The 26,379-nt window shown below is 65.5% G+C and carries 28 protein-coding genes; 14 read left to right on the top strand and 14 right to left on the bottom strand.

Annotation, left to right across the window (positions count from 1 at the left end):
- Nucleotides 1-5 precede the first annotated feature (5 nt).
- Nucleotides 6-878: a hypothetical protein gene (locus ASE85_RS16075; RefSeq protein ID WP_156358385.1), complete on the bottom strand. Its 873-nt coding sequence runs from the start codon at nt 876-878 to the stop codon at nt 6-8.
- Nucleotides 879-983: 105 nt separating this feature from the next.
- On the opposite strand from ASE85_RS16075, the gene ASE85_RS16070 reads away from it, so the two are divergent.
- From ASE85_RS16070 to ASE85_RS16055, 4 genes are all read left to right on the top strand, one after another.
- The gene (locus ASE85_RS16070; protein ID WP_056690561.1) at nt 984-1,316 is read left to right on the top strand and encodes a UrcA family protein; all 333 of its coding nucleotides are present in this window, start codon (nt 984-986) and stop codon (nt 1,314-1,316) included.
- A 169-nt stretch (nt 1,317-1,485) separates the two neighbouring features.
- The gene (locus ASE85_RS16065; protein WP_056690558.1) at nt 1,486-3,009 is read left to right on the top strand and encodes an NAD(P)/FAD-dependent oxidoreductase; all 1,524 of its coding nucleotides are present in this window, start codon (nt 1,486-1,488) and stop codon (nt 3,007-3,009) included.
- A 5-nt stretch (nt 3,010-3,014) separates the two neighbouring features.
- On the top strand, nt 3,015-3,413 hold the full coding sequence (locus ASE85_RS16060; RefSeq protein ID WP_056690555.1) for a GtrA family protein: 399 nt from the start codon (nt 3,015-3,017) through the stop codon (nt 3,411-3,413).
- Nucleotides 3,391-5,148: a hypothetical protein gene (locus tag ASE85_RS16055; protein WP_056690552.1), complete on the top strand. Its 1,758-nt coding sequence runs from the start codon at nt 3,391-3,393 to the stop codon at nt 5,146-5,148. The genes ASE85_RS16060 and ASE85_RS16055 overlap by 23 nt, the downstream gene beginning before the upstream one ends.
- On the opposite strand, the gene msrB is transcribed toward ASE85_RS16055, so the two are convergent.
- Genes msrB through ASE85_RS16040 form a run of 3 tightly spaced genes read right to left on the bottom strand, consistent with a single transcriptional unit; the run spans nt 5,135 to nt 7,794 of the window.
- Nucleotides 5,135-5,611 carry a peptide-methionine (R)-S-oxide reductase MsrB gene (msrB, locus tag ASE85_RS16050; protein WP_056690547.1) on the bottom strand — a complete coding sequence of 159 codons (477 nt, stop codon included), beginning with the start codon at nt 5,609-5,611 and terminating at the stop codon, nt 5,135-5,137. The two genes, ASE85_RS16055 and msrB, sit on opposite strands and share 14 nt — an antisense overlap.
- Nucleotides 5,612-5,629: 18 nt before the next feature.
- Complete coding sequence (locus tag ASE85_RS16045; protein WP_056690544.1) at nt 5,630-6,820, bottom strand: ABC transporter permease; 1,191 nt, start codon at nt 6,818-6,820, stop codon at nt 5,630-5,632.
- Nucleotides 6,817-7,794, bottom strand: a complete 978-nt coding sequence (locus ASE85_RS16040; RefSeq protein ID WP_056691239.1) for an ABC transporter ATP-binding protein — start codon at nt 7,792-7,794, stop codon at nt 6,817-6,819. Before ASE85_RS16040 ends, ASE85_RS16045 begins: the two co-directional genes overlap by 4 nt.
- 22 nt (nt 7,795-7,816) lie before the next feature.
- Here ASE85_RS16040 and queG point away from each other — a divergent pair, with 22 nt between their 5' ends.
- A complete protein-coding gene (gene queG, locus ASE85_RS16035) occupies nt 7,817-8,863 on the top strand; it encodes a tRNA epoxyqueuosine(34) reductase QueG (RefSeq protein WP_056690541.1) in 1,047 nt (348 codons plus the stop codon).
- A gap of 208 nt (nt 8,864-9,071) precedes the next feature.
- Here queG and ASE85_RS16030 read toward each other — a convergent pair whose 3' ends face one another.
- On the bottom strand, nt 9,072-9,446 hold the full coding sequence (locus ASE85_RS16030; RefSeq protein WP_056690538.1) for a hypothetical protein: 375 nt from the start codon (nt 9,444-9,446) through the stop codon (nt 9,072-9,074).
- Nucleotides 9,443-10,114 (bottom strand): EI24 domain-containing protein, encoded by a 672-nt coding sequence (locus tag ASE85_RS16025; protein ID WP_056690535.1) that lies wholly within the window; start codon nt 10,112-10,114, stop codon nt 9,443-9,445. Before ASE85_RS16025 ends, ASE85_RS16030 begins: the two co-directional genes overlap by 4 nt.
- 127 nt (nt 10,115-10,241) lie before the next feature.
- Here ASE85_RS16025 and ASE85_RS16020 point away from each other — a divergent pair, with 127 nt between their 5' ends.
- Nucleotides 10,242-11,243, top strand: coding sequence for an adenosine kinase (locus ASE85_RS16020; protein WP_056690532.1), 1,002 nt, complete (start codon nt 10,242-10,244; stop codon nt 11,241-11,243).
- Nucleotides 11,244-11,335: 92 nt separating this feature from the next.
- Here the strand turns inward: ASE85_RS16020 and ASE85_RS16015 are convergent, their stop codons facing one another.
- From ASE85_RS16015 to tsaD, 3 genes are read right to left on the bottom strand one after another with little or no spacing between them, the layout of a single operon-like run.
- Nucleotides 11,336-12,856, bottom strand: a complete 1,521-nt coding sequence (locus ASE85_RS16015) for a lipopolysaccharide biosynthesis protein (RefSeq protein WP_056690529.1) — start codon at nt 12,854-12,856, stop codon at nt 11,336-11,338.
- A 54-nt stretch (nt 12,857-12,910) separates the two neighbouring features.
- On the bottom strand, nt 12,911-13,882 hold the full coding sequence (locus ASE85_RS16010) for an NAD(P)H-dependent glycerol-3-phosphate dehydrogenase (RefSeq protein ID WP_056690526.1): 972 nt from the start codon (nt 13,880-13,882) through the stop codon (nt 12,911-12,913).
- Nucleotides 13,883-13,895: 13 nt separating this feature from the next.
- On the bottom strand, nt 13,896-14,930 hold the full coding sequence (tsaD, locus tag ASE85_RS16005; RefSeq protein WP_056691237.1) for a tRNA (adenosine(37)-N6)-threonylcarbamoyltransferase complex transferase subunit TsaD: 1,035 nt from the start codon (nt 14,928-14,930) through the stop codon (nt 13,896-13,898).
- Between the two features lie 44 nt (nt 14,931-14,974).
- Here tsaD and hemC point away from each other — a divergent pair, with 44 nt between their 5' ends.
- The 4 genes from hemC (at nt 14,975) to ASE85_RS15985 (ending at nt 18,371) form a co-directional block, all read left to right on the top strand.
- Entirely contained in the window at nt 14,975-15,916 is a 942-nt protein-coding gene (gene hemC, locus ASE85_RS16000; protein WP_056690522.1) for a hydroxymethylbilane synthase, read from the top strand.
- Nucleotides 15,913-16,584 (top strand): uroporphyrinogen-III synthase, encoded by a 672-nt coding sequence (locus tag ASE85_RS15995; protein WP_056690519.1) that lies wholly within the window; start codon nt 15,913-15,915, stop codon nt 16,582-16,584. Before hemC ends, ASE85_RS15995 begins: the two co-directional genes overlap by 4 nt.
- A gap of 7 nt (nt 16,585-16,591) precedes the next feature.
- On the top strand, nt 16,592-17,494 hold the full coding sequence (locus tag ASE85_RS15990; RefSeq protein ID WP_235523577.1) for a hypothetical protein: 903 nt from the start codon (nt 16,592-16,594) through the stop codon (nt 17,492-17,494).
- A gap of 127 nt (nt 17,495-17,621) precedes the next feature.
- Complete coding sequence (locus ASE85_RS15985; protein ID WP_056690516.1) at nt 17,622-18,371, top strand: alpha/beta fold hydrolase; 750 nt, start codon at nt 17,622-17,624, stop codon at nt 18,369-18,371.
- A 439-nt stretch (nt 18,372-18,810) separates the two neighbouring features.
- On the opposite strand, the gene ASE85_RS15980 is transcribed toward ASE85_RS15985, so the two are convergent.
- The 3 genes from ASE85_RS15980 to ASE85_RS15970 all read right to left on the bottom strand — a co-directional run bounded on the left by ASE85_RS15980 (nt 18,811) and on the right by ASE85_RS15970 (nt 22,473).
- Nucleotides 18,811-19,341 (bottom strand): YcxB family protein, encoded by a 531-nt coding sequence (locus ASE85_RS15980; protein ID WP_056690513.1) that lies wholly within the window; start codon nt 19,339-19,341, stop codon nt 18,811-18,813.
- Nucleotides 19,342-19,354: 13 nt separating this feature from the next.
- Nucleotides 19,355-20,683, bottom strand: a complete 1,329-nt coding sequence (gene gltX / locus ASE85_RS15975; RefSeq protein WP_056690511.1) for a glutamate--tRNA ligase — start codon at nt 20,681-20,683, stop codon at nt 19,355-19,357.
- 128 nt (nt 20,684-20,811) lie between these two features.
- Complete coding sequence (locus ASE85_RS15970) at nt 20,812-22,473, bottom strand: NAD+ synthase (protein WP_056690506.1); 1,662 nt, start codon at nt 22,471-22,473, stop codon at nt 20,812-20,814.
- Nucleotides 22,474-22,604: 131 nt separating this feature from the next.
- Here ASE85_RS15970 and ASE85_RS15965 point away from each other — a divergent pair, with 131 nt between their 5' ends.
- Both ASE85_RS15965 and ASE85_RS15960 read left to right on the top strand, forming a co-directional pair.
- On the top strand, nt 22,605-23,540 hold the full coding sequence (locus ASE85_RS15965) for a ribose-phosphate pyrophosphokinase (RefSeq protein ID WP_056691232.1): 936 nt from the start codon (nt 22,605-22,607) through the stop codon (nt 23,538-23,540).
- A 107-nt stretch (nt 23,541-23,647) separates the two neighbouring features.
- The gene (locus ASE85_RS15960) at nt 23,648-24,427 is read left to right on the top strand and encodes a type I restriction enzyme HsdR N-terminal domain-containing protein (RefSeq protein WP_056690504.1); all 780 of its coding nucleotides are present in this window, start codon (nt 23,648-23,650) and stop codon (nt 24,425-24,427) included.
- 9 nt (nt 24,428-24,436) lie between these two features.
- Here ASE85_RS15960 and ASE85_RS15955 read toward each other — a convergent pair whose 3' ends face one another.
- Both ASE85_RS15955 and ASE85_RS15950 read right to left on the bottom strand, forming a co-directional pair.
- The gene (locus ASE85_RS15955) at nt 24,437-24,673 is read right to left on the bottom strand and encodes a hypothetical protein (protein WP_056690501.1); all 237 of its coding nucleotides are present in this window, start codon (nt 24,671-24,673) and stop codon (nt 24,437-24,439) included.
- Between the two features lie 49 nt (nt 24,674-24,722).
- Nucleotides 24,723-25,145, bottom strand: coding sequence for a VOC family protein (locus ASE85_RS15950; protein ID WP_056690498.1), 423 nt, complete (start codon nt 25,143-25,145; stop codon nt 24,723-24,725).
- A 68-nt stretch (nt 25,146-25,213) separates the two neighbouring features.
- Between ASE85_RS15950 and hisN the strand changes: the two genes are divergently transcribed.
- Entirely contained in the window at nt 25,214-26,035 is an 822-nt protein-coding gene (gene hisN / locus ASE85_RS15945) for a histidinol-phosphatase (RefSeq protein WP_056690495.1), read from the top strand.
- Nucleotides 26,036-26,168: 133 nt separating this feature from the next.
- Nucleotides 26,169-26,372 carry a 50S ribosomal protein L35 gene (gene rpmI / locus ASE85_RS15940; RefSeq protein WP_056690492.1) on the top strand — a complete coding sequence of 68 codons (204 nt, stop codon included), beginning with the start codon at nt 26,169-26,171 and terminating at the stop codon, nt 26,370-26,372.
- Nucleotides 26,373-26,379 lie beyond the last annotated feature (7 nt).

The following is a 26,379-nucleotide window of genomic DNA, read 5'->3' as shown; positions in this document are numbered from 1 at the left end:
AGGTATCAGCGCGGCCTTGCTCTGAGTGAGGCCGCGCAAGCGTCGTTCCTCACGCCCATACCGTCGGGATCGACACCCGCAAGGCCGCCGAAACAGGGATGGTCGGGGGTGGAAAAGCTGTGCCAGTCATAAGATCGCGGGAAGAAACCGAGCGGCCCGTAGGACAGCACCATGCGATGAGCATCGCGCAGCAACTGGGAGGATGGCGAAGTGCCGGGAGATTCCGCCGCATTATCCTCTGTTGAACCTAGGCTGCCCTGGCGAACCTGCTCCACCCCCACCCATGTCCCGTCGATCGTGTCCCCCGAATGGCCTTTCGAGACTCGCAATCGCTCTGAAAATGCCTGCATCACATCGCGGTAATCTTCTTCGGGCACGGAGAACGTGCGCTCTTCGACCGGCGTTGGCGCACCGGAATTTTCTGACGCGCTGCGCCAAACATGCACGGCGATGATCTGACAACGCCGCTTGATCTCTTCGTCGCTGAAGTCGCGGTTCCGCCACATCATCAGACAGCCCGCCGGCTGCGGGGTGAAGTCGAGCACATAGTCATACAGGCCAAAGGACGGTGCGACCTGCAATCGCATGGCCCCGTCCTGCGTTAGCGCCGGCAGTTTTAGCTTGGCTCTTTCAACGACATAGCTGTCCTTTAACGGCCCATCGACATATTGCCCCGACCGCTTCGGCCCGCCCAGCATCTCCACCAGCCAGTCCGGCATGGCGCTATAGGAGCAGCCGCCCATCAACGGCAGCAACAGCAGGGCGGGCAAAAGACGGGTCAGGCGCATGGCCCTGCATCCCGCGTACCACTGGCCAACGTCAACCACCAATACCCTTCGCACCTGCAAAAATCGCGGAAAACCGCCATTTTCTATCAAGTGGCCTCTTTTCAACCCTGCCGGGCAGGCCTATCTATACGGGCGACCCTACTTCCACGGCAGACGTGGGGCGAACGATAAAAATATGTTCGACAGGAGAATAGGATGACCAAGAAGACGCTGGTGGCGCTGGCCGCCACGATGGCCCTTGCGCTGCCCGGCGTGGCGAGCGCCGGCAGCAACGACATGGATGTGGTGGTGGACGGTCATGCCGGCACCGAAACGCGCAGCATTGCCGTGTCGGTGGCCGACCTCAACCTGACCAGCACCGGCGGCATGCGCCGCGCCGATTCCCGCCTTGTCCGCGCCTCCAAGCAGGTGTGCGGCTGGGTGAACGGATCGGTCATCCCGGTCACCGACGATTATCGTGCCTGCTATGGCAGCGCGATCGACGGCGCGCGCAGCGATCTCAACGGACTGGCCCAGCGTCAGAGCTGAACCAGCCATAGCCTTCCCCCACGAAGGGAAACTGCGGGGCCGTTCCACAACAGTGGGACGGCCCTTTGCCGTTATGGCGGCGCATCATGCTTACCACCTGTTAACCACTCCTTAGAGGATTTCCTTCAGTTCCGGAGACACGACATATCTCTCGGGGAAACAGCCTGCCATGCCGCGTACCGATCACAGCGTCGACGTTGCCATCATCGGCGCCGGCCCGGCGGGCCTGACTGCCGCCTATCTGCTGACAAAGCAGGGACTTAACGTAACGGTGATCGAAAAAGACCCGGTCTATGTCGGTGGCATCAGCCGGACGGTGGAACTGGACGGATTCCGATTCGACATCGGCGGACACCGATTCTTCTCCAAATCGCAGCAGGTCGTGGACCTGTGGAACGAGATATTGCCCGACGACTTCATCCAGCGTCCGCGGATGAGCCGCATCTATTATGAGGGCAAATTCTACAGCTATCCATTGCGCGCGTTCGAGGCGCTGTGGAACCTCGGCATCTGGCGCTCGACCCTGTGCATGGCGAGTTTCGCCAAAGCCAAGCTGCTGCCCAACCGCAACGTGCGCTCCTTTCAGGACTGGACCGTCAACGCCTTCGGCCACAAGCTTTTCTCGATCTTCTTCAAGACCTATACCGAGAAGGTCTGGGGCATGCCCTGCGACGAAATGTCGGCCGACTGGGCGGCGCAGCGGATCAAGGGCCTCTCGCTCTGGGGCGCGGTGGTCGACGGGCTGAAACGTTCGCTCGGCCTCAACAAGCGGCCCAATGACGGAATGGCGACCAAGACGCTGCTGGAAAGCTTCCGCTATCCCCGCCTTGGCCCCGGCATGATGTGGGAAGCCGCGCGCGACAAGGTGGTCGAGGGCGGCAATCGGGTGTTGATGGCGCACAGCTTCAAGCGGCTGGAGGAGGATCAGGCGTCGGGCCGCTGGCGGCTGATCGCCGACGGGCCGGACGGGGATGTCGTCATCGACGCCGCCCATGTCATCTCCTCCGCGCCAATGCGCGAACTGGCGGGCCGCATCCACCCGCTGCCCGACACGCTGCCGCAGGCGATGGACCTCAAATATCGCGACTTCCTGACCGTGGCGCTGATGGTGAAGGGGGAGGATATCTTCCCCGACAACTGGATCTATATCCATGACAGCAAGGTGCAGGTCGGCCGCATCCAGAATTTCCGCAGCTGGTCGCCCGAAATGGTGCCCGATCCTTCGCTCGCTTGCGTGGGCCTGGAATATTTCTGCTTCGAGGGCGATGGCCTATGGTCCGCTGACGACGCCGATCTGATCGCGCTCGCGACCCGCGAAATGGCGCAACTGGGCCTGTGCAACCCGCACGATGTCGTGGGCGGCGCGGTGGTGCGGCAGGAAAAGGCCTATCCGGTCTATGACGACGATTATGCCGCCAATGTTCTGGCGATGCGTAGCGAACTGGAAGCGCGTTACCCGACGCTGCACATGGTAGGGCGCAACGGCATGCACCGTTACAATAATCAGGACCATGCGATGATGACGGCCATGCTGACCGTGCGCAACATCGTCGCGGGCGCGCGCATCCATGACGTGTGGAGCGTCAACGAGGACGCTGAATATCATGAGGCCGGCGATGAAGGACAAGACGCCGACACGCAGGCTGCCCTGTCCAGCGTCCGCGCCGTGCCGTCACGGTTGAAGGCCGCCTGACGCCCATGGCGGCGCGGATCGGCGCGCTGCTGGCCCGGCTGATGTTCGCCCGCTATCTGCTGGCGAGCATCGTTGCGCTGGCATGCGACTTCGCCACCTTCCTGATGCTGGACCATGGCGGCGCTGCGCCGATGTTCGCCGCGCTGGGCGGCTATCTGGTCGGGCTGATCGTCCATTGGGTCATGTCCGTCCACTTCGTGTTCGATCTGGAGGGCGGACCGACCCATGTGCAGCGCATCGGATTCGTCGTCAGCGCCGCGATCGGCATGGGCATCACCATGGCGCTGGTCGGCGCGCTCAGCGCCGTCGGCATCGCGCCCGCCATCGCCAAGCTCTTGTCGGTGCCGGTCAGTTTCCTGTCCGTCTATGCGATCCGCAAATATGGCCTATTCGGCAAGGCCTGACGCACCGCGCGCCGCCTTATGGGCGCTGCTGCTGTGGCTGGCGTGCAGCATGGCGATGCTGTGGCTGTTCCGGGGCGACCTCCCCACGCTCGGCTTTCGCGATCCCGACGATGCGATGCGGCTGGCGCAGGTGCGCGACTGGATCGGCGGGCAAGCCTTTTGGGACGTCAGCCAGCATCGGGTGAACCCGCCGGTCGGCGGCCCGATGCACTGGTCGCGGATCGTCGATATGGCCGTAGCGGCGCTGATCCTGCTGCTCACCCCGATGATCGGTGCGACGGGCGCGGAGATGGTCGCCTGCGCCACTGTGCCGCTGTTGCTGCTGGGCGGGCTGACCGCCGCTTTGTTCGTTGCCGCGCGTCGCGTGGCTGGCGGCGGCATCGCCCTGCTGGCCGTCGCACTGTTGCTGACCGCGCCCAGCATATTGGTGCAGTTCACGCCGCTGCGGATCGACCATCATGGCTGGCAGATCATGCTGGCGCCGCTGGCGCTGTGCGGCGCGATCGACATGCGGCCCCTACGCGGCGGGATCGTTACGGGCCTTGCCCTCGCCCTCTGGCTCCAGATTTCGAGTGAGGCGCTGCCCTATGCCGCGCTGTTCGCCGCCGCCTTCGCCCTGCGCCACTGGCAAGCACGGGATCAGGCGCCGCGCTTCATCGGCTTTGCGCTGACACTGGGCGGTGGCGCGTTGCTGCTGCTCGCCTTGTTCCGCGGACCGCAGGCGCTGCTGGCGCGCCAGTGCGATGCCTTGTCCTTCGTCTATCTCTGGCCGCTGGTCGCGCTCGCCCTGACGGTCGCGCTCGCGGTGCAGTTGGTCGGTACCACGACCGCTCGGTCCCGCTTGCTGATCGCTGCGATCGGCGGCGGAGCGGCGATCTCGACCTTCCTCGTCACCGGCGGGCCGTGCCTGTCGGGCGATCCCTTCGCCGCGCTCGGCCCGGTCGCCTATCGGCTGTGGTATCTGCAAGTCATGGAAGGCCGGCCGATCTGGGAACAGGGTCTGTCGATGCAGGGCGTCATCCTGCTTCCGCCGCTGCTGGGCCTTGGCGCCAGCCTGATGGCGGCGCGGCAGGCCCATGGCGAGGCGCGGATGCGCTGGCTGACGATCCTGCTGCTGCTGGCCGGCGCGACGGCGGTGTCGCTGCTGGTGATGCGGGCCTTGTCGGTGGCGCATGTCTTCGCCCTGCCCGGTATCGCCTGGCTGTTGCTGCGCCTGTTCCGGGAGGCGCAGGCGTCGCATTTGGCGCTGGTGCGGGTGCTGGGGTCGGTCGCGCTGGTGCTGTTGACGCCCGTCGGCCTGTGCGCCGCATGGGTGGCCATCGCCGCCAAGCCCGAACCGGCCAAGGCGGCCAGCGCCAATTGCCGCGCCGCGTCCGTGCTGGCGCCGCTCAAGGCGCTGCCGGCCAGCACCTTGTTCGCACCGCTCGACCTTGGCCCCGACATTCTGGTCCAGACGCGCCACAGCGTCATCGGCACCGCCCATCATCGCAACGCCGCCGGCATCACCGCCGTGATCGAAGGCTTTGTCGATACGCCCGATCAGGCCCGCATCGTCATTGGCCAGACCAGCGCCCGCTATGTCGTGACCTGCGACGGCCTGACCGAATATCGCCTGTACGGGCAGGAAAATGGCCAGGGGCTGGCGGCGCAACTGGCGCGGGGCAAGGCGCCCGGCTGGCTGGAACCCGTCCCCGTCAAGGCGCCGTTGCGCGTCTGGCGGATCAGGCCGGAATGAAGCGCAGCGCCACGCCGTTCATGCAATAGCGCTTGCCGGTCGGGCGCGGCCCGTCATCGAAGACATGGCCCAGATGCCCGCCACAACGGGCGCAGTGCACCTCCGTCCGGATTTCGCCCAGGCCAAGGTCACGGCGGGTGCCGACCCCGCCGGGTAGGGCCGCCCAGAAGCTGGGCCAGCCGGTGCCGCTGTCGAACTTGGTCTTTGAACTGAACAATTTCTGATCGCAGCCGGCGCAGGCGAACAGACCGGCGCGATGTTCATCATTGAGCGGGCTGCTGCCGGGATATTCCGTGGCTTGCTGGCGCAGAACCTTATAGGCCCATGGGGTCAGCCGCTTCTTCCATGCCGCATCGCTCAGCGCAAAAGGATAGGCCGCCTGCGCCGGTGCGGGCGCCCATTGCCAAAAGGCCAGAGCCACCGCGCCGGTCGTGACGCCACCCAGAAAATGCCGTCTGTTCATGCGCGCAATCTATCCGGTTCAGCCTGTCGCGGGCCTGAACAGCCGCTTCCACCAACTGCCGCCCGATTGCATCACATGGCGGCGGAACAACAGCACGCCGACCCGGATGATGAGCGCCACGAAACTGGCCTGCCAGACGAGCGCGAGCAGATGGGGCCAGACCGCGCCGTCCTGCGCCGCGCGCGCGATCATCGCGAAGGGCGAACTGAACGGGAAGATGCAGGCCGCGATCTCCGCCGGCGATCCCATATGGTCGACCGCATAGCTGGCGAAGAAGAAGATCAGCATCTGCGCCATGGTGATCGGCATGTTGAGCGTCTGCACTTCGCGCACCGTCGCCGCCTGCGCGCCGATCCCCAGGAACAGCGAGCCGAGCAGCGTATAGGCCATGGCGAAATACAGCACCGCCAGCATCAGGAAAAGCGGCCAGCCCACAGCCGGCGCAGGCAGCACCCCACCCCCGCCATACAGCGCCAGGAAGACGGCGAAGGCCGTGCCGCCCCAGAAGGCGATGCCGACGAAACTCATCGCCAGCATGGCCATCAGCTTGCCGAGGAAAATCGCGTCGATCGGCACGGCGGCGGCCAGTATCTCGATGATCTTGTTGGTCTTTTCCTCGACCAGATTGGACAGGATCATGCCCGCCAGCAGGATGGTGAGGAAGAACATCACCACCTGTGCCACCCGGCCGATCAACAGCCGCGCCTGCGCCTGCGCGCCCAGGCTGGTCGTCACTTCCTGCCGGTCCACCGTCACGAAGGTCAGCGTCCGTTCGGCCAGCGCGGCGGTGGACAGCAGGCTGATATCGCCCTGTAATTTGTCCAGATCCTCCGCCTTGCCGGTCAGCACCGGCTTCAGCAGCGTGCCCGACAGGATCGCCACCACCGCCGAATCCGGCCGGGCTAGCTGGATGCGTGGCGCGGGGGCGGACGGCACGGCGCGCAGGCGCGGCAACGTCTGGTCGCCCATCCGCTGCGCCAGCCGGTCATGCGCGCGTTTCAGCGCAGATGTGTCCGCCGCCGACATGGCGACCCCCACGATCGGGCGCAGGTCGGTGCTGCTGATCTTGTCGCCCAGTCCGCCAAAGGCGAAGCCGATCAGGATCGGCAGCAATGGCCCCAGCAGGAAGAGGATGAAGGTGCGGGAGAAGACGACGGCGGTGAAATCCCGCCGGGCGATGACGAAGGCGGCGCGCCACAACTGCATCATGGCTGCGCCTCCTGCGTAACGTCACCCTGCATCTGCCGCGCCGCCGCTTCACCCGCGATCGCGACGAAGGCGTCGTGCAGGCCCGGCCGTTCGATCGACAGGCTCTCTATCCCCGCCTGCCCGTCGATCAGCGCGCGCAGCAACGGTTCGATTCCTTCGTCGGGCAGGGCGAAATGCCATGTCCCCTCCTGCGCCATCGTATCGGCCGGCAGGGCATGGCGCCACGCCCCGTCGCTGGCCCTCGTGCGCAGCCGCACCTGCGACCGCAGCCGGTCGCGCGCGTCGCCGGGCGTCCCCTCGAACCGGATGCGCCCGCCCGCGACGATGGCGATCCGTTCGCACAGCCGTTCGGCATGGGCGATGACATGGGTGGAAAAGAGGATGGTGACGCCGTCGCGCGCCTGGCTGCGGATCAGCGCCTCCAGTTTCTCCTGATTGATCGCGTCGAGACCGGAAAAAGGCTCGTCCAGCACGATCAGCCGGGGGCCATGGACGATAGTGCCGAACAATTGCACTGTCTGCGCCATGCCCTTGGACAAGTGCCGGATCGGCTTGTCGATCGCCGCGCCCATGCCGTGCGCGTCCAGCATCGCCTTCGCCCGCTTGCGCCCTTCCGCCAGCGGCAGGCCGCGCAGCGCGCCCATGAAGGCGATCGCCTCATAGGCCTTCATCGAGGGATAAAGGCCGCGTTCCTCCGGCAGATAGCCGACCTGCGGCGCCATGCGCAGCGGCTGATCCTCGCCCAGCAGGGTGCGATGCCCCTCATCCGGGTCGATGATGCCGAGCAGGGTGCGCAGCAACGTCGTCTTGCCCGCGCCATTGGGGCCGAGCACGCCATAGATGCTGCCCGCCGGCACCGCGATGTCGATGCCGTCCACCGCGCGGAAACTGCCGAATGTCTTGACAAGCCCGTGCCCCTCGACGGCATAGGCCGGGATGGAGGCGGGGGATGAGGCCGTTATGTCGCCGATCATCCTGCCCTGATAGTCTGGACCCATGCCTGTGCCTATTAAAACCTTGGAACAGCGACTGAAAGCCGAAGCGCTGCGGCTGGGCTTCGCCGCCTGCCGCATCGCGCCCGCCGACGTCGCGCCGAAAACGGGGGAAAGACTGCGCCAATGGCTGGACGCGGGCCATCATGGCGACATGCTGTGGATGGAGGATCGCGCCGAGCAGCGCGGGTCGCCCAGGGGCCTGTGGCCCGACGTGCGCAGCGTCATCATGCTGGGCATGAGCTATGCGCCGGGGCGCGACCCGCTGGCGCTGGCGGACGTGCCCGACCGGGCGCGTTTTTCGGTCTATGCGCAGGGCAAGGATTATCATGATATCGTCAAGAAGGCACTGAAGGCGCTCGCCCGCTGGCTGGTGGAGCAGCAGGCGGGTAGCCTGAAGGTGTTCGTGGATACAGCGCCGGTGATGGAAAAGCCGCTGGCGCAGGGCGCGGGTCTGGGCTGGCAGGGCAAGCACAGCAACCTCGTCAGCCGCGACCATGGCAGCTGGCTGTTCCTGGGCGCCATCTACACCGAAATCCCGCTGGAACCCGACAGCGGCGAACGCGACCATTGCGGCAGTTGCAGCGCCTGCCTGAACGCCTGCCCGACCGACGCCTTTCCGTCACCCTATGTGGTCGATGCGCGCCGCTGCATCTCCTACCTTACCATCGAACATAAGGGGCCGATCCCGGAGGATTTACGCGCAGGCATCGGCAACCGCGTCTATGGCTGCGACGATTGCCTGTCGGTCTGCCCCTGGAACAAGTTCGCCGACCATGCTGCCGCAAACAAGGCGTTTGTCGGACGGGCGGAGCTGGCCGCACCGGCGATCGGCGACCTGCTCGACCTGGACGACGCGACCTTCCGCGAGATTTTTTCCGGTTCGCCGATCAAGCGCATCGGCCGCAACCGGATGGTGCGCAACGCCGCGATCGCTGCGGGCAATAGCGGCGACGCACGATTGCTGGGGCGGCTGGAAGCGCTGGTGGGGGATGAAGACCCGGTCGTGGCGGAAGCGGCGACATGGGCGATCGGAAAGCTGGCGGGGTAGCGCGGAAGATACACGGCAAAATCCTTTCAAAATAGGATTTCCTCTGATCTATCCTGAACGATGGACCGGCCATTCCTCCTCGCCCGCAACGGCAATGCCCCTGATTCCGCGCGAGGTGCCTGGCGGAAGCCTTGGGGAAGCCTCGCGAGCGCGTTGCGAGCGCTTAGGGGCGAAAAAGCCCGACAACGGTGTGAACTTCGGTCGGTACCTATTTCGCCTGCAAAGCCGTGGCGCAGGCGGCCGGATCGACGTCGGTGCCGGTCGGGCTGCGCGCATCGACATGGGTGACGACCGGTTCCTTGCCGCGCGCGGGCGCGTAGAGATAGGCGTCGAGGATGCAGCGGCCATTGGCGAACTGCAACTTGCGCACCGTCGTTTCGCGAATGTCGAGCCGGGGCTGGCCGAACATCTGGGTCAGCCGCCGGGCGTCGCTGCCCATCAATGGTCCCTGTTTCATGAAGGCGCTGGCCGGCGGTCCGGGCGGCGGTGCGATCGGTCGGCCCGGCGGCACGACGCTGCCGGCGCCGCAGGCGGCCAGCGGCAGGGCCAGCAGGGACGTCAGGCCCGAACGGAGGGTCTTCATGATGTCTTCTTTCGTCCCAGCAGCATGTGGACCGCCATAGCCGCGCTGAAGATCGGCGCAAGCAGGTTGACCAGCGGCACCAGGAACAGAAGCGCCGAAACGAGGCCCATGAGCCACCGGCTGCTGCGCGACAGCGGCGGGAGGATCGGATGACGCGGTTCCACCATGTCGGCCATGTCGCGGCCGAGCAGATAGGCGTTGAGCGCCAGGAACAGCCCGATCGTGCCCACCCCCGTCACCAGCAGCAGCACATAAGCAGGGAGCGCGAGCAGATTCCAGCCGATCGTCCGGGCGACCGATCGACAGGCGAAGCGCAGGCTGCGCGCCCAGCCGACGGGCCGGGCGGTGACATGGGGATAATCGTCCCGCTCGACCGCCTCGATAATATCGTCGGCGAACAGGCCCATCACCGCCATCGCAGTGGCGCGGAACAGCAGCCAGCCGGACGCGACCATCAGCAGGGCCGTCGCCGTCGCTTCGCCCCAATTGCCCCAGCTGCCATCGCCGCCCCAGCCGAAATGCAGCCGCAGCGCATGGAAGCCGAACCAGAAAGCGCTCGCCAGCCCGGCGAAGAGCAGCAGCGTCAGGATGATCGTCTTCACCAGCAGGCGCAGCGCCGCACCGTGAAAGATGGAGGGAAAGGCGCGCAGGACAGCGGTCAGGACCATCACCCAGCTATCCTACCGCCCGGCCGCAAGGTCAATCGGCACCGTCGCATGCGGAGCGTTGCATGCCACCGGCCGGACCGGTAAAGGCCGTGAAATTTTATTTCTCCCATCAGACTAAGGATAGTGCGTGACCGCTTCTGCCCCCACTTTGGATGTCGTCGCGATCGGCAACGCCATCGTCGACGTGATCGCCCGCAGCGACGACGCCTTTCTGGCGCAGCATGCGCTGACCAAGGGCGGCATGCAGCTGATCGACGCCGCCATGGCGGAGACGCTCTATGCCGACATGCCACAGGCCAAGGAAATCAGCGGCGGATCGGCCGCCAACACGCTGGCGGGGCTGGCGGCGCTGGGCAAGAAGTGCGGCTTCATCGGTCAGGTCAATGACGACCAGCTCGGCGCCGTCTTCGCGCATGACGTCCATGCGCTGGGCATCCGGTTCGACACGCCGGCGGTGCAGGGCGACATGCCGACCGCGCGCTGTTTGATCCTGGTCACGCCGGATGCGCAGCGGACCATGAACACGTTCCTTGGCGCATCGCAATTCCTGCCCGAAGCGGCGGTGGATTTCGACCTGATCCGCTCGGCCAAGATTCTCTATCTGGAAGGCTATCTGTGGGACCCGGCGCAGCCACGCGCCGCGATGCGGGCCGCGATCGAGGCTGCCCGTGAAGCCGGCCGCAAGGTCGCCTTCACCCTGTCCGACAATTTCGTGATCGACCGCCATCGCGCCGACTTCATCGACCTGATCGAACAGGGGATGATCGACATCCTCTTCTCGAACGAGGGCGAGATTCAGTCGCTGGCGCAGGTCGATGATTTCGATGCCGCGCTGGCCCGTTTCGCCGACAAGGTGCCGGTGCTGGTGTCGACGCGCGGCGAAAAGGGCGCGGTCGCCATCGTGGACGGCGTACGCCATGAAGCGCCGGCCTCCCCGGTCGCGCAGATCATCGACACGACCGGTGCCGGCGACCTGTTCGCCGCCGGCTTCCTGGCCGCCCATATCGACGGGCGCAGCGTCGAGGATGCGCTGGCGCTGGGCGCGGCAGCCGCCGCCGAAGTCATTGCCCACTGGGGCGCGCGGCCGGAAGAAGATCTGGGCGTGATCCGCGACAAGCTGTTCGCCTGATCCGACCGAAAAGGCCCGTCTCTCCGGCGAGAGGCGGGCCTTTTCCTATTTCGCTGTCCTACAGGCCGCCGAATCGGCGATGAAGCCCTATGTCAGACCGGCTTCTGCTTGCGGAACAAGGCCCGGTCGTCGGAGCCGAAGCCCCAGCGCCAGATGACGAGGCCATAAGCGCCCAATATCGCCCAGACGCCGACCGCCAGTTCGACCCATTCGAAGCGGGGCGGCAGGGCGATGAAGCCGGCGCCGACGATGCAGCCGACGCCCGCCGCGCTCAACAGCGGCCAGCGCCAGGCATTGACCGGCGCGTCGAGCAGGCGGGACAGCAGCCGTGCCTTGACGAAGGCCCCCACCCCCAGCGCCAGGCAGAGCGCCAGCGCGGGCGCGGCGGCGATCCACATATCGTCCAGATTGAGGTCGCGGCCGAGCAGGATGAGCGCGAAGCTGAAAGCGGCCTGCAAGCCGATCATGACCAGCGAAATCATCAGGTTGCGGTGGCGGGCGATATAGACCAGCGCCGATTCGCTGACGACCGCCGTCGCCGCGACCACTTCGGCCAGCAACAGGAAAGCGAGCGCGCCGGTGCCGCCGACGAAATGCGGGCCAACCAAGCCCATGACCGCCTCACCGGGGATACCGAGCGCCAGCGCGATGCCGGCCTGTGCAGCGATGATCCAGAAACCGACCTGGCTGACCTGCTTGGCGATGGCGGTCAGGTTGTTTTCGGCAAGGTTGCGGGTGATGACCGGGCCGAGGATCGGATCGAAACTCGTCTTGAGCTTCTGCGGCAGCGACGCCACCTGCTGCGCGACATAATATATGCCGATCACCGCCGGGCTGACGAACAGGCCCAATATCGCCATGTCGAGCCGGCGCGACCCCCATTCGACGCCATCCGCCGCCGCGAGCGGCAGGTTGCGGCGGGCAAGACGCCAGAGCCTGCCCGGATCGGGACGCCAGCCGGTGGGCAAGCCATAATGGCGGATCATGGGGATGATCGACGCGACGAAGGCGGCAATCATCGACACGGCATAGGAAAGGATCAAGCCGTCACGCTTGGAATAGAAGGCGAAGGCGAAGGCGCCGATGCTGATCGCCCAGGGTTCGATGATCGACCGCGCCCGGACGGTCGCCCCGACATCGAAGCGATAGGCGCAGGCGGCCAACGCCACGTCCGATCCCGCCACGCCGATCACCACCAGCGCGAGCAGCCGGTCCAGCCCGTTGATGTTGCTGTTGGGGAACATCGCTTGCGGGAAGGCGATCAGGATCGCAGAGCCAAGCAAGGCCGCGAGCAGGGTCACGACCATCGCGTCGGTCACGACATGATTATGCGGCCGCTCGGTCTGCGTCAGTGCGCCGGCCAGGCCGCGCTTCAGGCCCAGCGTCGCGATCTGGGCAACGAATTCGACCACCAGCACGGCATAGGCGAAGCGGCCCAGCGCCTCCGCACCATACCAGCGGCCGGCGATGAACAGGAATGGCAGGCGCGCGGCCAGCCGCAGCAGGAAACCGAAGATATTGGTCCGCCCGCCCTTGGCCAGAGCGGCGATATCATCCTGATCCTTGGATGGAGACGCCTCTGTCGCCAACGAACTATGAACCCCTTGTCTCATTCTCTGTTGCTGTATCTGTTCGTTGTAGGCGCAATGCGGCGGCAGTGCGACGGGTTATTCCGGGCGCAATGGCCGGGCAAGCAGCGCGTCGATGACCTGCGCCAGCGGTGCAGCCTGCGTCAGCAGGGCGCAGACCGCCTCCACCACCGGCATTTCCACGCCGGCGGCGCGGGCGGCATCACGCAGGACGGGGGCGGTGAAGGCCCCTTCGGCGACGGTGCGGCGGTTGGACAGGAGGTCGGCGGCGCTGCCCCCTTCGCCCAGCCCCTTGCCCAGCGAGAAATTGCGCGAATTGGTGGAAGAGCAGGTGAGGACGAGATCGCCAAGGCCCGACAGCCCGCCCAGCGTTTCCGCCCGCGCGCCGCGCGCCAGGCCAAAGCGGGTCATTTCGGCAAAGCCTCGGCTGATCAGCGCGGCGCGGGCGTTAAGGCCGAGACCAGCGCCTTCCGCGACGCCGCAGGCGATGGCGAGCACATTCTTGACCGCGCCACCGATTTCGGCGCCGATCACATCGTCCGACAGATAGGGGCGGAAGGCCGGCCGGGCGATCCGGGCAGCGAGGCGCTGGCCCAGTTCCCGGTTTTCACAGGCCAGGGTGATGGCGGTCGGCAACCCCTTCGCCACTTCATGGGCAAAGGTCGGGCCGGACAGGACGGCGATGGGCGAGGTCGGCTGCGCCTGTTGCGCGACCTCCGACATGAGCAGGCTGGTGCCGGCCTCTATACCCTTCGAACAGAGGAGGAGCGGGACGCCAGCCGGCGCCTGAGCCACGACGCTGCGCAGATGCTGGGCCGGGCTGACCACCAGCAGCAGCGCGCAATCCGAAAGGTCGGCCATGCTGGTCGTCGCCGCAATCGAGGGCGAGAGTGGGATATTGGCGAGATAGAGCGGATTTTCCTGGGTGCGATTGATCGCATCCACCACATCCGGCTCCAGCGCCCAAAGGGCGACCGGCTGGCCGTCGCTGGCCAGCAATTGCGCCAGTGCCGTGCCCCAGGCACCCGCACCGATGACTCCCGCCTTCATGCCTTCACGCCCTTCATGCTTTGACTCCGGCTCCACGCGCCTTTTCCGCCGCCGGGTCGAGCGGCCAGCGCGGCCGGGCGGGAACGGTCAGATCATCGACCAGGCCCACTGCATAGCGCTCTGCCCCGGCCCATGCGATCATCGCCGCATTGTCGGTGCAGAGCCACAGCGGCGGCGCGACGAAAGGCAGGTCATGCGCAGCAGCCAGCGATTCGAGCGCGGCGCGGATCGGCTGGTTGGCCGCAACGCCACCCGCAACGACCAGGGCGGTGATGCCCTCGCTTGCTGCCAATGCGCGCCGGGTGCGGTCGATCAGGCAGTCGATCACCGCCTGCTGGAAGGAGGCGGCGATATCTTCGGTGCCATATTGGCCGGACTGGACGGCGCGCATGACCGCGCTTTTGAGGCCCGCGAAGGAAAAATGCGGTTCGGCCGTGCCGACCAGCGGGCGCGGCAGCGGCACCGCTTTCGGATTGCCTTGTGCCGCTACCTTTTCCACCTGCGGACCACCGGGATAGCCGAGGCCGAGCAGCTTGGCGGTCTTATCGAAGGCTTCGCCCGCCGCATCGTCGATCGTGGTGGCCAGGCGCGCATAGTCGCCCGGCCCCTTCACATGGAGCAACTGACAATGGCCGCCCGAAACAAGCAGCAGCAGATAGGGAAATTGCAGTGTCGGATCGGCGAGGCGGGGCGAGAGCGCATGCCCTTCGAGATGGTTGACCGCGACCAGCGGCTTGCCCGCCGCATGAGCGAGCGCCTTGCCGGTGACGAGGCCGACCATGACACCGCCGATCAGGCCGGGGCCAGCGGTGGCGGCGATCACATCCACATCCGCCAGCGTCATGTCCGCATCGGCCAGCGCCGCCTCGATCAACGGCGCAAGCGCCTCGACATGAGCGCGGGCGGCGATTTCGGGGACGACGCCGCCATAGGGGCGATGCGCCTCCTCCTGCGTGGCAAGGCGATGCGCCAATATCCGGCCATCGGCCGTCACCAGCGCTGCCGCAGTTTCGTCGCAGCTTGATTCCAGGCCAAGGATGATGGTCATTGCCGCTTCCATCTAATGCCCACGGCCATTAGAGCAAGCCGCATATGCTTTTCACTGCCCAAAGAGATCATGGCCGACCGTTGCGCCTCGGCACCAGAGGATCGCCTCTGGCGCTGGCCCAGGCCCATATGACCGCCCGCGCCCTGTGCGCCGTCCACGGCTGGACGGAGGATGCCGTGCAGATCGTCACCGTGCTGACCAGCGGCGACCGAATACAGAACCGGGCGCTGGCCGACATCGGCGGCAAGGCGCTATGGACCAAGGAACTGGACCGGGCGCTGGTGGCTGGCGACATCGACTTTTCGGTCCACAGCATGAAGGATGTGGAGACGCTGCGCCCGGACGCCTTCTGCATCGCCGCCATGCTGCCGCGCGCCGATGTGCGCGACAAGCTGGTCGGGGTGGAGAGTTTCGACGCGCTGCCGGCCAATCCGCTGGTGGGGACGAGCTCTCCGCGCCGCGCCGCGCAGGTGAAGCGGTTGCGGCCCGATGCGACCATCACTTTGTTTCGCGGCAATGTCGCCACGCGGCTGGCCAAGCTGGATGCGGGCGAGGTGCATGCGACGCTGCTGGCGGCGGCCGGGCTGGACCGGCTGGGCCAAAGCGATGTCGGCGTGACGATACCGATCGACCTGATGTTGCCGGCGCCGTCGCAGGGCGCGGTGGGGATCGAAACGCTGGCCGCCAATGACGCCATGGTCGCGGCGCTGGCGGCGATCAACGATCGTGACACGTTCGACGCGGTGATGGCCGAACGCAGCGTGCTCAAGGGGTTGGGTGGCACCTGCCATTCGCCGATCGCGGCACTGGCGCGCGTGGAAGCGGACGGCCTGTATATGATCGCCGAGATCATCAGCCCCGACGGGCAGGAAACGGTGCGCGAGGAAGCGCGGCTGCCGCGCGAGGACGCCGTGACAGCGGAAGCGATCGGCCGAGCCCTGCTGGAGCGGGCCAGTCCGGCGCTGCGCGCGCTGTTCGACGGGTGAAGCGCGTCCTGATCCTGCGCCCCGAACCGGCGGCGGGCAGGACGGCGGCCAAGGCGGCGGCGCTGGGCATGGAGGCGCGGATACATCCGCTGTTCGCGCCGCAGCCGGTCGACTGGACGCCGCCGGTGCCGGAGGATTTCGACGCGCTGCTGCTGACCAGCGCCCATGGCGTGGCCTTCGCCGGGCCGGCTTTGCTCCATTATCGCGGCCTGCCCGCCTATGCCGTCGGGGCAGCCACGGCACAGGCATTGGCGGAGGCCGGTTTTCCCATGGTCGTTGCCGGCGACAGCGACGGCAGCGCGATCGCGGCGCGGATCATCAACGACGGACATGGCCGGGTGCTGCATCTGGCCGGCACGACGGTCGCGCCGATGAAGACGGGGGCGCTCGATATCAGGCGGATCGCCGTCTATGGCATGACCGGCCTGCCACCCGATCCGGCGCTGATTACAGACACGGTGTCGGGGTCGATCCTGCTGGTCCACTCGCCGCGCGCGGCTGTCCGGCTGGCGGAACAGATCGGGCGGGACCGACGCGAGCACCTGCATATCGTGGCGATCAGCGCGGCGACATTGGCCGCATGCGGCGATGGCTGGGCCAGTGGGCAGGCCCCTGCCCTGCCGCGCGATGACGATATGCTGGCCCTTGCCCTTCGATTGTGCGAATGACGGGGCAATGACAGACGAAAGGGTCCGCATGAACGACGAGGATGGGGTCGGCACGATCGGCACTGTGCCGCCGCCCGCGCGCCGTCGCAGCCTGTTGCCATTGCTGATCCTGACCCTGATGGCCTTTGCTTTGGGTGTCGTGCTGACCGTATGGGCCTGGCCGCAGATCCAGCGCCGCTGGGGCGATCCGCAGCCGCAATCGACCAAGACTGCCCCCGCGCAGGGGCTGATCGGGGCCGCCAATCCCGCCCCGACCGTCCGGCCGTTGACCGCCGATGCGGCGCAGATGCTGGACGGCCGGGTCATGCAACTGGAGGAACGGCTGAACCGCATCACCGTGGAGGCGCAGGCCGCGTCGGGCAATGCCGCGCGGGCGGAAGGGCTGCTCGTCGCCTTCGCCGCGCGCCGTGCACTCGATAGCGGAACGCCGCTCGGCTATGTCGAGGGGCAGTTGCGGCTGCGCTTCGGCCAGGCGCAACCGCGCGCCGTCGCCGCCATCATCAATGCCGCGCGCGAGCCGATCACGCTCGCTGACCTGCGCGGCGGGTTGATGGACGTGTCCGTCCAGTTGACCACGCCACCGGCCGGAGCGGGCTGGTGGGATGCGCTGGAGCATGAGGCGCGCGAACTGATCACCATCCGCAAGGCGTCCACCCCCTCCCCCCGGCCGCAGGTCGCGATGGACCGGGCGCTGCGCTATATCGACGGCGGCCGGGTGAGTGCGGCGCTGGCCGAGGTCGAGCGGATGCCGGGCCGGGCGGCGGCGGACCGCTGGATGCAATATACCCGCCGCTATCTGGAAGCGCGGCGCGCGCTGGACCTGATCGAGACGGCGGCGATCCTGGAACCTCGGGAATTGCGCGGGACCGAGGGTGCGGCGGTGAGCCAGACGTCCCCTCTCGCCCCTTAAAGCCCTGTCACAAACGACGAACCGTTGATCGCATGAGGCGAAACCCATAGACGCGTCCTGCGTTGTCACGATACTGTCATCGTTTCCCGTCGCGTGCCCGCGGTCGGATTCAGGGATCATCGTCATCGTGCCGCCTTACGCTCAAGCTGTCAGCAGTTTCTGGAAAGATCGCCTAGCGGCCGGTCCGCGCGCGTCGCAGCTTCCGCCCGTTCAGCAGTTGCTGGGCAATCTGAGCGTGCCCTTCGACCTGAAGCGGACGCGCGCGCAGGCCGCGATGCTGGCCGGACAGATGACGGGCGACGGGCGCAGCGTGCTGCTGATCCCCGGCCTGATGGCGTCGGAACAGCGGATGGGCTGGCTGCGCGACATATTGAACACGGCCGGTTACGACGCGCATGACTGGGGCATGGGCCGCAATTTCGGGCCGAAGCCCGACAGCCTGGACAAGATCGACCAGCGTGTGGACGCGATCCGTAAACGGACCGGCGCGCCGGTGACGCTGGTAGGCTGGAGCCTTGGTGGGCTGTATGCGCGTGAATATGCCAAGTTCGCTGCGCACAAAGTGGGTGGCGTGGTGACGATGGGCACGCCCTTTTCCGGCGATCCGCGCGCCAATCATGCCTGGCGTCTCTATCAACTGGTGTCCGGTTTTCCGGTCGATCGCCCGCCCTTCCCCTGCACCCGCGAGGCCAAGCCGCCGGTGCCGACCGTCGCCTTGTGGTCGCAGCGGGACGGCGTGATTTTACCCGAATGTTCGCGCGGTCGCAGCAGCGAGCGCGACAAGGCGATCGAGGTGGATTGCACCCATATGGGCTTTGCAGCCTCACCCGAAGGGATTGCGGCCGTGGGCAAGGCGCTGGAGGCGTTGCGGGCCTGACGGAATCGTCGGTTTCAGGGTCACGGATTCGACCGACAGGGTCATGGCGCCAAAGTTCACACCGTCGATGGGGTCGCATTTTGGCGGTTTCAGGCCGGAATCGCGACAGATGTGCGCCGCCGACGCGCCAGGGGTGCGCCTGTTGGATCATGGCGACGCGACGGTCTTGCACCGGGGACGCGCCGGATAGGTCACGGGTGCGTTCCTGTTGGAGGGGCGCATGCGGGCGGGCGCGACAGTGCAGGGCAGACTGGTCCATCCTTCAGGACAGATCAGGCCAAATCCTATTTTGGAAGGGAAATAGGAGGGGCTGCCACCCTGGCAACGATCCGGGGGATGGTAGCGCCCTCTTGCCCTCCGCATTCTCCGCGCGCGTCAAAATTGTTCGCGCGGAGGCGCAGAGAAGGCGGAGGAATTCGACAAGATCATCCTGCCGGTGTCAACGCCGTGGAAGGCCGCTGGCGATCAGCGTTTCGCGAAGATCCGTATCCTGCCCTGCCGTCAGAACATGACGCGGCACGAATTGGTAGAGCGTGTCGTTCAGATAGAGGAGATAGACCGATCCGGTTTCGCGCCAGCGATGATAATGCAACCAGGGTAAGCGCTGCTCGGCATGGGCGGAATGCCAGAAGGAGTCATTTGCAGACCAACCAAATGTCATCGGCTGGTGCTGCGACTTGCTTTGTTTGAAAAGCCGTCTGGCACGACGCGGCAGGAGCAAATAATTAAGTCCGAGGCAGGGCACCAAGGCCACAAGTCCAGACAAGGCCCCCACGATGCCGGACATGAGCGCTTCGAGAACAGGCGTACCAAGCAGCAGAAGCGCGCCTACGACCAAGGTGAGCGCGAAGGCGACCAGCATTGCGAGCCTGCCAAAAAATCGATGCGAGCGAACCTGCCTCAGATAGAAGGCCTTTGCTGCCGTGAGATAGTCAGCTTCGGTCGGTTGAAACGTGATTTCGCCTGCCATTCGCCCGCTTACTCTATTTCGCCAATCGCGCCAGCGCCTCATCCCGCCCGATCAGCGGCAGCAACAGCGCCATGTCGGGGCCGTGGTCCAGCCCTGTGAGCGCGCGGCGCAGGGGGAGGAAGAGGGGCTTGCCCTTGCGGCCCGTCTCTTCCTTCAGCGCATTGGTCAAGGTGCGCCAGATGTCGGCGTCGAAGGTCGCGCCCGACAGGATGCGGTGGGCTGTGGCGAGGAAGTCGTGGTCCTCCTCCGCCGGTGCGGGCGCGGTGATCGGGCCGGTGACGATGCGCCACCAGTCGGCTGCGCCCGCCACCGTTTCCAGATTGGGGCGGATCGCGGCCCATGCCGGCGCGTCCATGCCGTCGGGCAGGCGATCGGCGACCGCTTCATAGGGGAGGAGATGGACGATCTTCTGGTTGAGGGTCGCCAGTTCGGCCTCATCGAAGCGGGCGGGGGCGCGGCCGAAATGGGCGAAATCGAAATGGGCGATCAGCGGCGCCATGTCGGCGAAGGGTTCGATCGGCTGCGACGTGCCGAGGCGCGCGAGCAAGGCGGCGACGCTCATGGCTTCGAGGCCGATGTCGCGGAAATGGGCGACGCCGAGCGAGCCGAGGCGCTTGGACAGCTTGCCTTCGCTGCCGGTCAGCAACGCTTCATGGGCGAAGGCCGGGAGCGATGCGCCGAGCGCCGTGAACATCTGAATCTGGGTCGCGGTGTTGGAGACATGATCCTCCCCGCGCAGGACATGGGTGACGCCCATGTCGATATCGTCGATGACCGAGGGGAGCATGTAGAGCCATGAACCGTCGGCGCGGCGGATGACAGGATCGGACAGGAGTTTGGGATCGAAGCGCTGATCGCCGCGAATGAGGTCGGTCCAGACGATCGGCTGGTCATGGTCCAGCTTGAAGCGCCAATGGGGGGTGCGGCCTTCGGCTTCATGGGCGGCGATCTGGTCCGGGGTCAGCGACAGGGCGGCGCGGTCGTAGACGGGCGGCAGGCCGCGACCGAGCAGTACCTTGCGGCGCAGGTCGAGTTCCTGGCTCGTTTCATAGGCGGGGTAGACATGGCCGGACGCCTTGAGCGCCGCGAACCGGGCTTCGTAAAGGGCGAAGCGGTCGGACTGTTTTTCCTCACCGTCCCAGTGGAGGCCGAGCCATGCGAGGTCCGCCTGAATCGAGTCCGCATATTCGGGGCGCGAGCGTTCGAGATCGGTATCGTCCAGGCGCAGCAGGAACTGGCCGCCGGACTTGCGCGCCCACAGCCAGTTGTGGAGCGCGGCGCGGATATTGCCGACATGAAGGTGGCCGGTGGGCGACGGGGCGAAGCGGGTGATGACGGTCATAAATACAACCCGTTCGTCCTGAGTAGCCATTGAGCGAAGTCGAAATGGCGTATCGAAGGATGGATGCTTCGATACAGGGCTTCGACTTCGCTCAGCCCCTATTCAGTACGAACGGCCTTTTCCATGGGTTAGATGCTGCGGAAGCCGTTGGTGATCGGATAGCGGCGGTCGCGGCCGAAATTGCGGATGCCCAGCTTCACGCCGGGGGGCGATTGGCGGCGCTTATATTCGGCGATGTAGAGCAGGCGCTCGATACGGGCGACCATCTCTTTCTCGAAGCCGCGTTCGACCAGCTTGTCGACCGACAATTCCTCCTCGACCAGGCCATAGAGGATGGGATCGAGAATTTCATAGGGTGGCAGGCTGTCGTCGTCGCGCTGATTGTCGCGCAGTTCGGCGCTGGGCGGCTTGGTGATGACGCGCTCCGGCATCACGGGACCGGTGGGGCCGAAGCCTTCGCCCAGCGACGGCATGTTGGCGTTGCGCCAGCGGCACAGGTCGAACACGGTGGTCTTGTAGGCGTCCTTCAACACGGAATAGCCGCCCGCCATGTCGCCATAGATGGTGGCGTAGCCGACCGACATTTCGCTCTTGTTGCCGGTGGTCAGCAGCATGTGGCCGAATTTGTTGGAGAGGCCCATCAGGGTGACGCCCCGGATGCGCGACTGGATATTTTCTTCGGCGAGGTCGCGGCTGCGGCCTTCGAAGACGGGGCCAAGCATCGTGTCGAAGGCGGCGACGGCCGGCTCGATGGGGATGGTGTCGTAGCGGACGCCCAGCAGGCGGGCGCATTCCACCGCATCGTCCAGGCTGTCCTGGCTGGTGAAACGCGAGGGCATCATCACGCACCAGACACGGTCTGCGCCCAGCGCATCGACCGCGACGGCGGCGGAGAGGGCGGAATCGATGCCACCGGAAAGCCCCAGCACGACGCCGGGGAAGCGGTTGCGGTTCACATAGTCGCGCAGGCCCAGCACCATGGCGTTGTAGATGTCGGCCGGGCGCGGATCGAGATCATGCTGATCGCCGGGCAGGCAGACCCACTGGCCGTCCCATTTTTCCCATGTGGTCAGCACCAGCGCTTCTTCCCAGTCGGGAAGCTGCTGCGCGACGCCAAGGTCGCCGTTCATGACGAAGGACGCGCCGTCGAACACCAGTTCGTCCTGCCCGCCGACGCGGTTCAGATAGACGAGCGGCAGGCCGGTTTCGCGGACGCGGGTGCCGGCGACGGCGTTGAGGCGGCGATCGTCCTTGTCGACCTCGAACGGGCTGCCATTGGGACTGATCAGGATTTCCGCGCCCTCGGCCCGCAGATGGGCGGTGACGAAGGGGAACCAGATATCCTCGCAGATGGGGACGCCGATCTTCACGCCCTTGAACAGGATCGGGGCGGGCAGCGGGCCGGGGGCGAAGAGCCGCTTTTCATCGAACGTGCCGTAATTGGGCAGTTCGCGCTTCTGCCGGATCGCGGTGACAGCGCCATTTTCCAGCAGGGCGACGACGTTGAACAGCACCCCCTGCGAGGCGACCACGGTGCCGACCAGCATCGCCGGGCCGCCATCCGCCGTTTCCTGCGCCATCCGGTCGAGATGATAATTGGCCTGATCGAGCAGGGCGGGCTTGAGCACCAGATCCTCGGGCGGATAGCCGATCAGTTGCAGTTCGGGATAGACGATGAGGTCCGCCCCCTGCGCCCGCGCGCGCCATTCCAGCATGGCGTCGGCATTGGCACGGGGGTCGCCCATGGACTGGGTCATCTGTGCGAGCGCGATCACGAGTTTGTCGGTCATGGCTTGGCCCCTAGTCGATTTCGTCGGCGGGCGCAAAAGCGCCTTTCCACATGCGTCCTGCGCCGCTACAGGGGCCGCGTTTCGCGCATCGTCATCAATTCGTCACGCCAATCAGCCTGGGGATTTTCGCCATGAAACTCATGACCGGCAACTCGAACAAGCCGCTTGCGGCCGCCATCGCCGACTATATCGAAATCCCCCTGACCGACGCCAGCGTCCGCCGTTTCGCGGATGAGGAAGTTTTCGTGGAAATTCATGAGAATGTCCGTGGCGAGGACGTGTTCGTGATCCAGTCGACGGCCTATCCGACCAACGACAATCTGATGGAATTGCTGATCATGATCGATGCGCTCAAGCGCGCGTCGGCCAAGCGAATCACGGCGGTCGTCCCCTATTTCGGCTATGCCCGGCAGGACCGGAAGCCCGGCCCGCGCACGCCGATCAGCGCCAAGCTGGTCGCCAATCTGATCACCACGGCGGGCGCCGACCGCGTATTGTCGGTCGATCTGCATGCGGGTCAGATCCAGGGCTTCTTCGACATTCCGACCGACAATCTGTTCGGTGCGCCGGTGATGTCGGCGGATATCCAGGCGCGCTTCGGCGACAAGAATATCATGGTGGTGTCGCCCGACGTCGGGGGCGTGGTGCGTGCCCGCGCGCTGGCCAAGCGGCTGGACAACGCGCCGCTGGCCATCGTCGACAAGCGCCGCGAGCGCGCCGGCGAATCCGAGGTGATGAACATCATCGGCGACGTGAAGGGCCGGTTCTGCATCCTGATCGACGATATCGTCGATTCGGCCGGCACGTTGTGCAACGCCGCCGCCGCGCTGAAGGCGCAGGGCGCCGAAGACGTCATCGCCTATGTCAGCCATGGCGTGCTGTCGGGCGGCGCGGTGGCGCGGGTCGATGCGTCGGAACTGCTGGAACTGGTCATCACCGATTCGATCCAGGGCACCGAGGCTGTGAACAGCAGCAGCCGCGTCCGCCACCTGCCGATCGCCCCGCTGCTGGGCGAAGCGATCAAGCGCATCGCCGACGAAAGCTCGGTGTCCAGTTTGTTCGACTGAAAGTTCAGGCCGCTGGCAGCATCACCAGCGAACCATGTATTTTTGGAGTTGCTCAATTATTGCAAGTCGATAGCTTCCCTCTGACTTGAGGTGGGGAGATATCTGAGATGAGCACCAATGTTAGAATTCCAAAGCGTGCTCATGACCGTATCATCGCGGGCCTCAAGCACTACCAGAAAATTGTTGGTAAGTTGCGTGAGCGCGACATATCAGAAGCTGACACAGTCACTGTCGTCAAAGACATGCTCACCGATATATTTGGCTACGACAAATATACCGAATTAACCAGCGAACAGCAGATAAGAGGCACTTTTTGTGACCTGGCGGTGAAGGTCGAAGGCAAGATTTACTATCTCGCCGAAGTAAAGGCCGCCGGCATCAACCTCAACAACACGCATCTTCGCCAGGCGATCAATTACGGCGCACATCAGGGCATAGAGTGGATCATTCTCACAAACGCCATCGAGTGGAAGATTTACCGGATCAAGTTTGGGCAGCCTATTGATTATGAAGAAGTTTTCTCACTCGACATATGCAAGCTATCGACGCGAGTGGCTGATGACATCGCCAAGCTATTTTTGCTGTGCCGGGAGAATGTGTCCACCGATGCACTGACCGCGTTTCATCAACAGGCGCAGATCGTTAATCGCTTCGTGATTGCGGACCTTCTAAAGGGGGCGGCCGTCAGCGCCACCGTGCGCAAGGAAATGCGGCGTCTCTTCGAAGTCAAAGTCACGGATGAAGAAATTGCGCTTCTGGTCGCGACGGAAGTGTTGAAACGAGAGGTTGTCGATGGCGACCCCCCGGCCAGCGCTGCGGCGATGGTGAAAAAAGCTGAGCGGGCGCTGGAGCGAAAGCGAGCAAAAGCAGCCACCGTGTCGGAATAAGGCGGTGTTTTAAGCCGCTGGCAGCATCACTAGCGGCACGGTCAGGATCATGACCAGCGCGACGACGATGCGTTGGCCGCGCGAGATGCCGAGCGGCTTTTCGCGCCAGAGCATCGGGCAGGCGAGCAGCGCAAAGCCGATCGCCAGGTTGGACAATGTCGCCGATCCGCCGAACGGCATGTCCTGCCGCAGGGCGAGGCCCGCGAACAGGCCGATAAAACTCAGGAACCAGCCGATCAGCGCCATGCGCCCCCCCTTTGACGATGCAGGATAGAACGGCCGGGTTGCCGAAGACTTAATCGGTCCAAGGATCGTAGCTGCCGAAGCTCCAGACATTGCCTTCGGGATCGAGCGCCGTGTAGCCGCGGCCGGGATAGCCGTCATTGGCCTGCGGTTCCTGCACCACCACGGCGCCTTCGTTACGGGCGTGGAGGCAGTGAGCATCGGGATCGGGCACGACAATATAGACGCAGGCGGTGATGCCGCCCAGATCGCGGGCGGTGGACCAGGTGTAGAGCGATTCGCCCTCCATATCCTTGACGCTGCCGAGCATGACCATGCCGTCACCCAGGATCAGCTGGGCATGGTGGATGATCGTGGGATCGGCTTCGTCGGGATGGACGGCGTGGCGGGAGAAGCCGAAGGCGGCGCACAGAAAGTCGATGGCGGCGGGGGCGTCGGCATAGCGCAGGCACGGGATGATGGGCGAACCGGGCATGGGCCTCTCCTTCTTCTGTTGCACCGTTCAGTCTAGCGCAACGGCGGCGCAACCGCTAGGCGGGAGGCATGACCACCCGCGACGACCTGGCCCTTGCCAACCGCCTTGCCGACGCCGCCGGCGCGGCCATCCGCCCCTTTTTCCGCGCCCGCTACGATATGGAGATCAAGGCGGACAAGTCGCCGGTGACGGAGGCCGATCGCGCCGCCGAGGCCGCGATTCGGGCGATATTGGAAAAGGAACGGCCGGGCGACGGCATCATCGGCGAGGAATATGGATCGGTGCGCGAGGATGCCGAGCGGGTTTGGATATTGGACCCGATCGACGGGACGCGCAGCTTCATCGCCGGGCGGCCGATATTCGGCACGCTGATCGCGCTGACGCAGGGAGGATGGCCGACCATCGGCATCATCGACCAGCCGATCGCGCAGGAACGGTGGGCCGGGATGAGCGGGCAGCCGACCACGTTCAACGGCAAGCCGGTGCGGACGCGGGCGTGCAAGGCACTGGAGGGCGCGGGCATCGCCACCACCAGCCCGCATCTGTTCGCCGAGGGCGACGTGCCCCATTATATGGCGCTGGTCGCCGCCGTGTCGGGCGGATCGCCGCGTCAGGGGCCGGTCTATGGCGGGGACTGCTATAATTACGGGCTGCTGGCGTCAGGCTTTCTGGACATCGTCATCGAGTCAGGGCTGCAAAGCTATGATTTCGCCGCGCTGGTGCCGGTGGTCGAGGGCGCGGGCGGACTGATGTGCGATTGGCATGGCGAGCCGCTGACGGCGGACAGCGAAGGCCATGTGCTGGCGCTGGGCGATCCGGCGCGGCTGGAGGATGTGCTGGAGGCGCTGCATGCGGCCGGGCACGATCATGGGCATCATCACGATCACTAAATTGGCGGCGAATCGCTTGCCTTTTGCGCCGTAGGCAACTAAGGGCCGCCCTTCGCGATATTCAGTGAGACCGCCCGGCTAACTAGGGCTGCCGTGGCTGTCTGTAATCGTCGCGCCAAACAAGGAGACGAAAATGCCCAAGATGAAGACCAAGAGCGGTGTGAAGAAGCGCTTCAAGTTCACCGCCACCGGCAAGGTGAAGCATGGCGTCGCTGGCAAGCGTCACCGTCTTATCAGCCATAACGCGAAATATATCCGTCAGAACCGTGGCACGTCCGTGCTGTCGGATTCGGACGTGGCACACGTGCGCCTCTGGGCGCCCTACGGCCTGAAGTAAGGAGTAG

The sequence above is a fragment of the Sphingobium sp. Leaf26 genome, from assembly GCF_001421665.1.
Classification (GTDB): Bacteria; Pseudomonadota; Alphaproteobacteria; order Sphingomonadales; family Sphingomonadaceae; genus Sphingobium.
This window is presented reverse-complemented; position numbering and strand designations above follow the sequence as displayed.

Coding starts and splice junctions, on each gene's coding strand:
- ASE85_RS16070 (WP_056690561.1), top strand. CDS start 984: ATGACCAAGAAGACGCTGGTGGCGCTGGCCGCCACGATGGCCCTTGCG.
- ASE85_RS16065 (WP_056690558.1), top strand. CDS start 1,486: ATGCCGCGTACCGATCACAGCGTCGACGTTGCCATCATCGGCGCCGGC.
- ASE85_RS16060 (WP_056690555.1), top strand. CDS start 3,015: ATGGCGGCGCGGATCGGCGCGCTGCTGGCCCGGCTGATGTTCGCCCGC.
- ASE85_RS16055 (WP_056690552.1), top strand. CDS start 3,391: ATGGCCTATTCGGCAAGGCCTGACGCACCGCGCGCCGCCTTATGGGCG.
- msrB (WP_056690547.1), bottom strand. CDS start 5,611: ATGAACAGACGGCATTTTCTGGGTGGCGTCACGACCGGCGCGGTGGCT.
- ASE85_RS16045 (WP_056690544.1), bottom strand. CDS start 6,820: ATGATGCAGTTGTGGCGCGCCGCCTTCGTCATCGCCCGGCGGGATTTC.
- ASE85_RS16040 (WP_056691239.1), bottom strand. CDS start 7,794: ATGATCGGCGACATAACGGCCTCATCCCCCGCCTCCATCCCGGCCTAT.
- queG (WP_056690541.1), top strand. CDS start 7,817: ATGCCTGTGCCTATTAAAACCTTGGAACAGCGACTGAAAGCCGAAGCG.
- ASE85_RS16030 (WP_056690538.1), bottom strand. CDS start 9,446: ATGAAGACCCTCCGTTCGGGCCTGACGTCCCTGCTGGCCCTGCCGCTG.
- ASE85_RS16025 (WP_056690535.1), bottom strand. CDS start 10,114: ATGGTCCTGACCGCTGTCCTGCGCGCCTTTCCCTCCATCTTTCACGGT.
- ASE85_RS16015 (WP_056690529.1), bottom strand. CDS start 12,856: ATGAGACAAGGGGTTCATAGTTCGTTGGCGACAGAGGCGTCTCCATCC.
- ASE85_RS16010 (WP_056690526.1), bottom strand. CDS start 13,882: ATGAAGGCGGGAGTCATCGGTGCGGGTGCCTGGGGCACGGCACTGGCG.
- tsaD (WP_056691237.1), bottom strand. CDS start 14,930: ATGACCATCATCCTTGGCCTGGAATCAAGCTGCGACGAAACTGCGGCA.
- hemC (WP_056690522.1), top strand. CDS start 14,975: ATGCTTTTCACTGCCCAAAGAGATCATGGCCGACCGTTGCGCCTCGGC.
- ASE85_RS15990 (WP_235523577.1), top strand. CDS start 16,592: ATGACAGACGAAAGGGTCCGCATGAACGACGAGGATGGGGTCGGCACG.
- ASE85_RS15980 (WP_056690513.1), bottom strand. CDS start 19,341: ATGGCAGGCGAAATCACGTTTCAACCGACCGAAGCTGACTATCTCACG.
- gltX (WP_056690511.1), bottom strand. CDS start 20,683: ATGACCGTCATCACCCGCTTCGCCCCGTCGCCCACCGGCCACCTTCAT.
- ASE85_RS15970 (WP_056690506.1), bottom strand. CDS start 22,473: ATGACCGACAAACTCGTGATCGCGCTCGCACAGATGACCCAGTCCATG.
- ASE85_RS15965 (WP_056691232.1), top strand. CDS start 22,605: ATGAAACTCATGACCGGCAACTCGAACAAGCCGCTTGCGGCCGCCATC.
- ASE85_RS15960 (WP_056690504.1), top strand. CDS start 23,648: ATGAGCACCAATGTTAGAATTCCAAAGCGTGCTCATGACCGTATCATC.
- ASE85_RS15955 (WP_056690501.1), bottom strand. CDS start 24,673: ATGGCGCTGATCGGCTGGTTCCTGAGTTTTATCGGCCTGTTCGCGGGC.
- ASE85_RS15950 (WP_056690498.1), bottom strand. CDS start 25,145: ATGCCCGGTTCGCCCATCATCCCGTGCCTGCGCTATGCCGACGCCCCC.
- hisN (WP_056690495.1), top strand. CDS start 25,214: ATGACCACCCGCGACGACCTGGCCCTTGCCAACCGCCTTGCCGACGCC.
- rpmI (WP_056690492.1), top strand. CDS start 26,169: ATGCCCAAGATGAAGACCAAGAGCGGTGTGAAGAAGCGCTTCAAGTTC.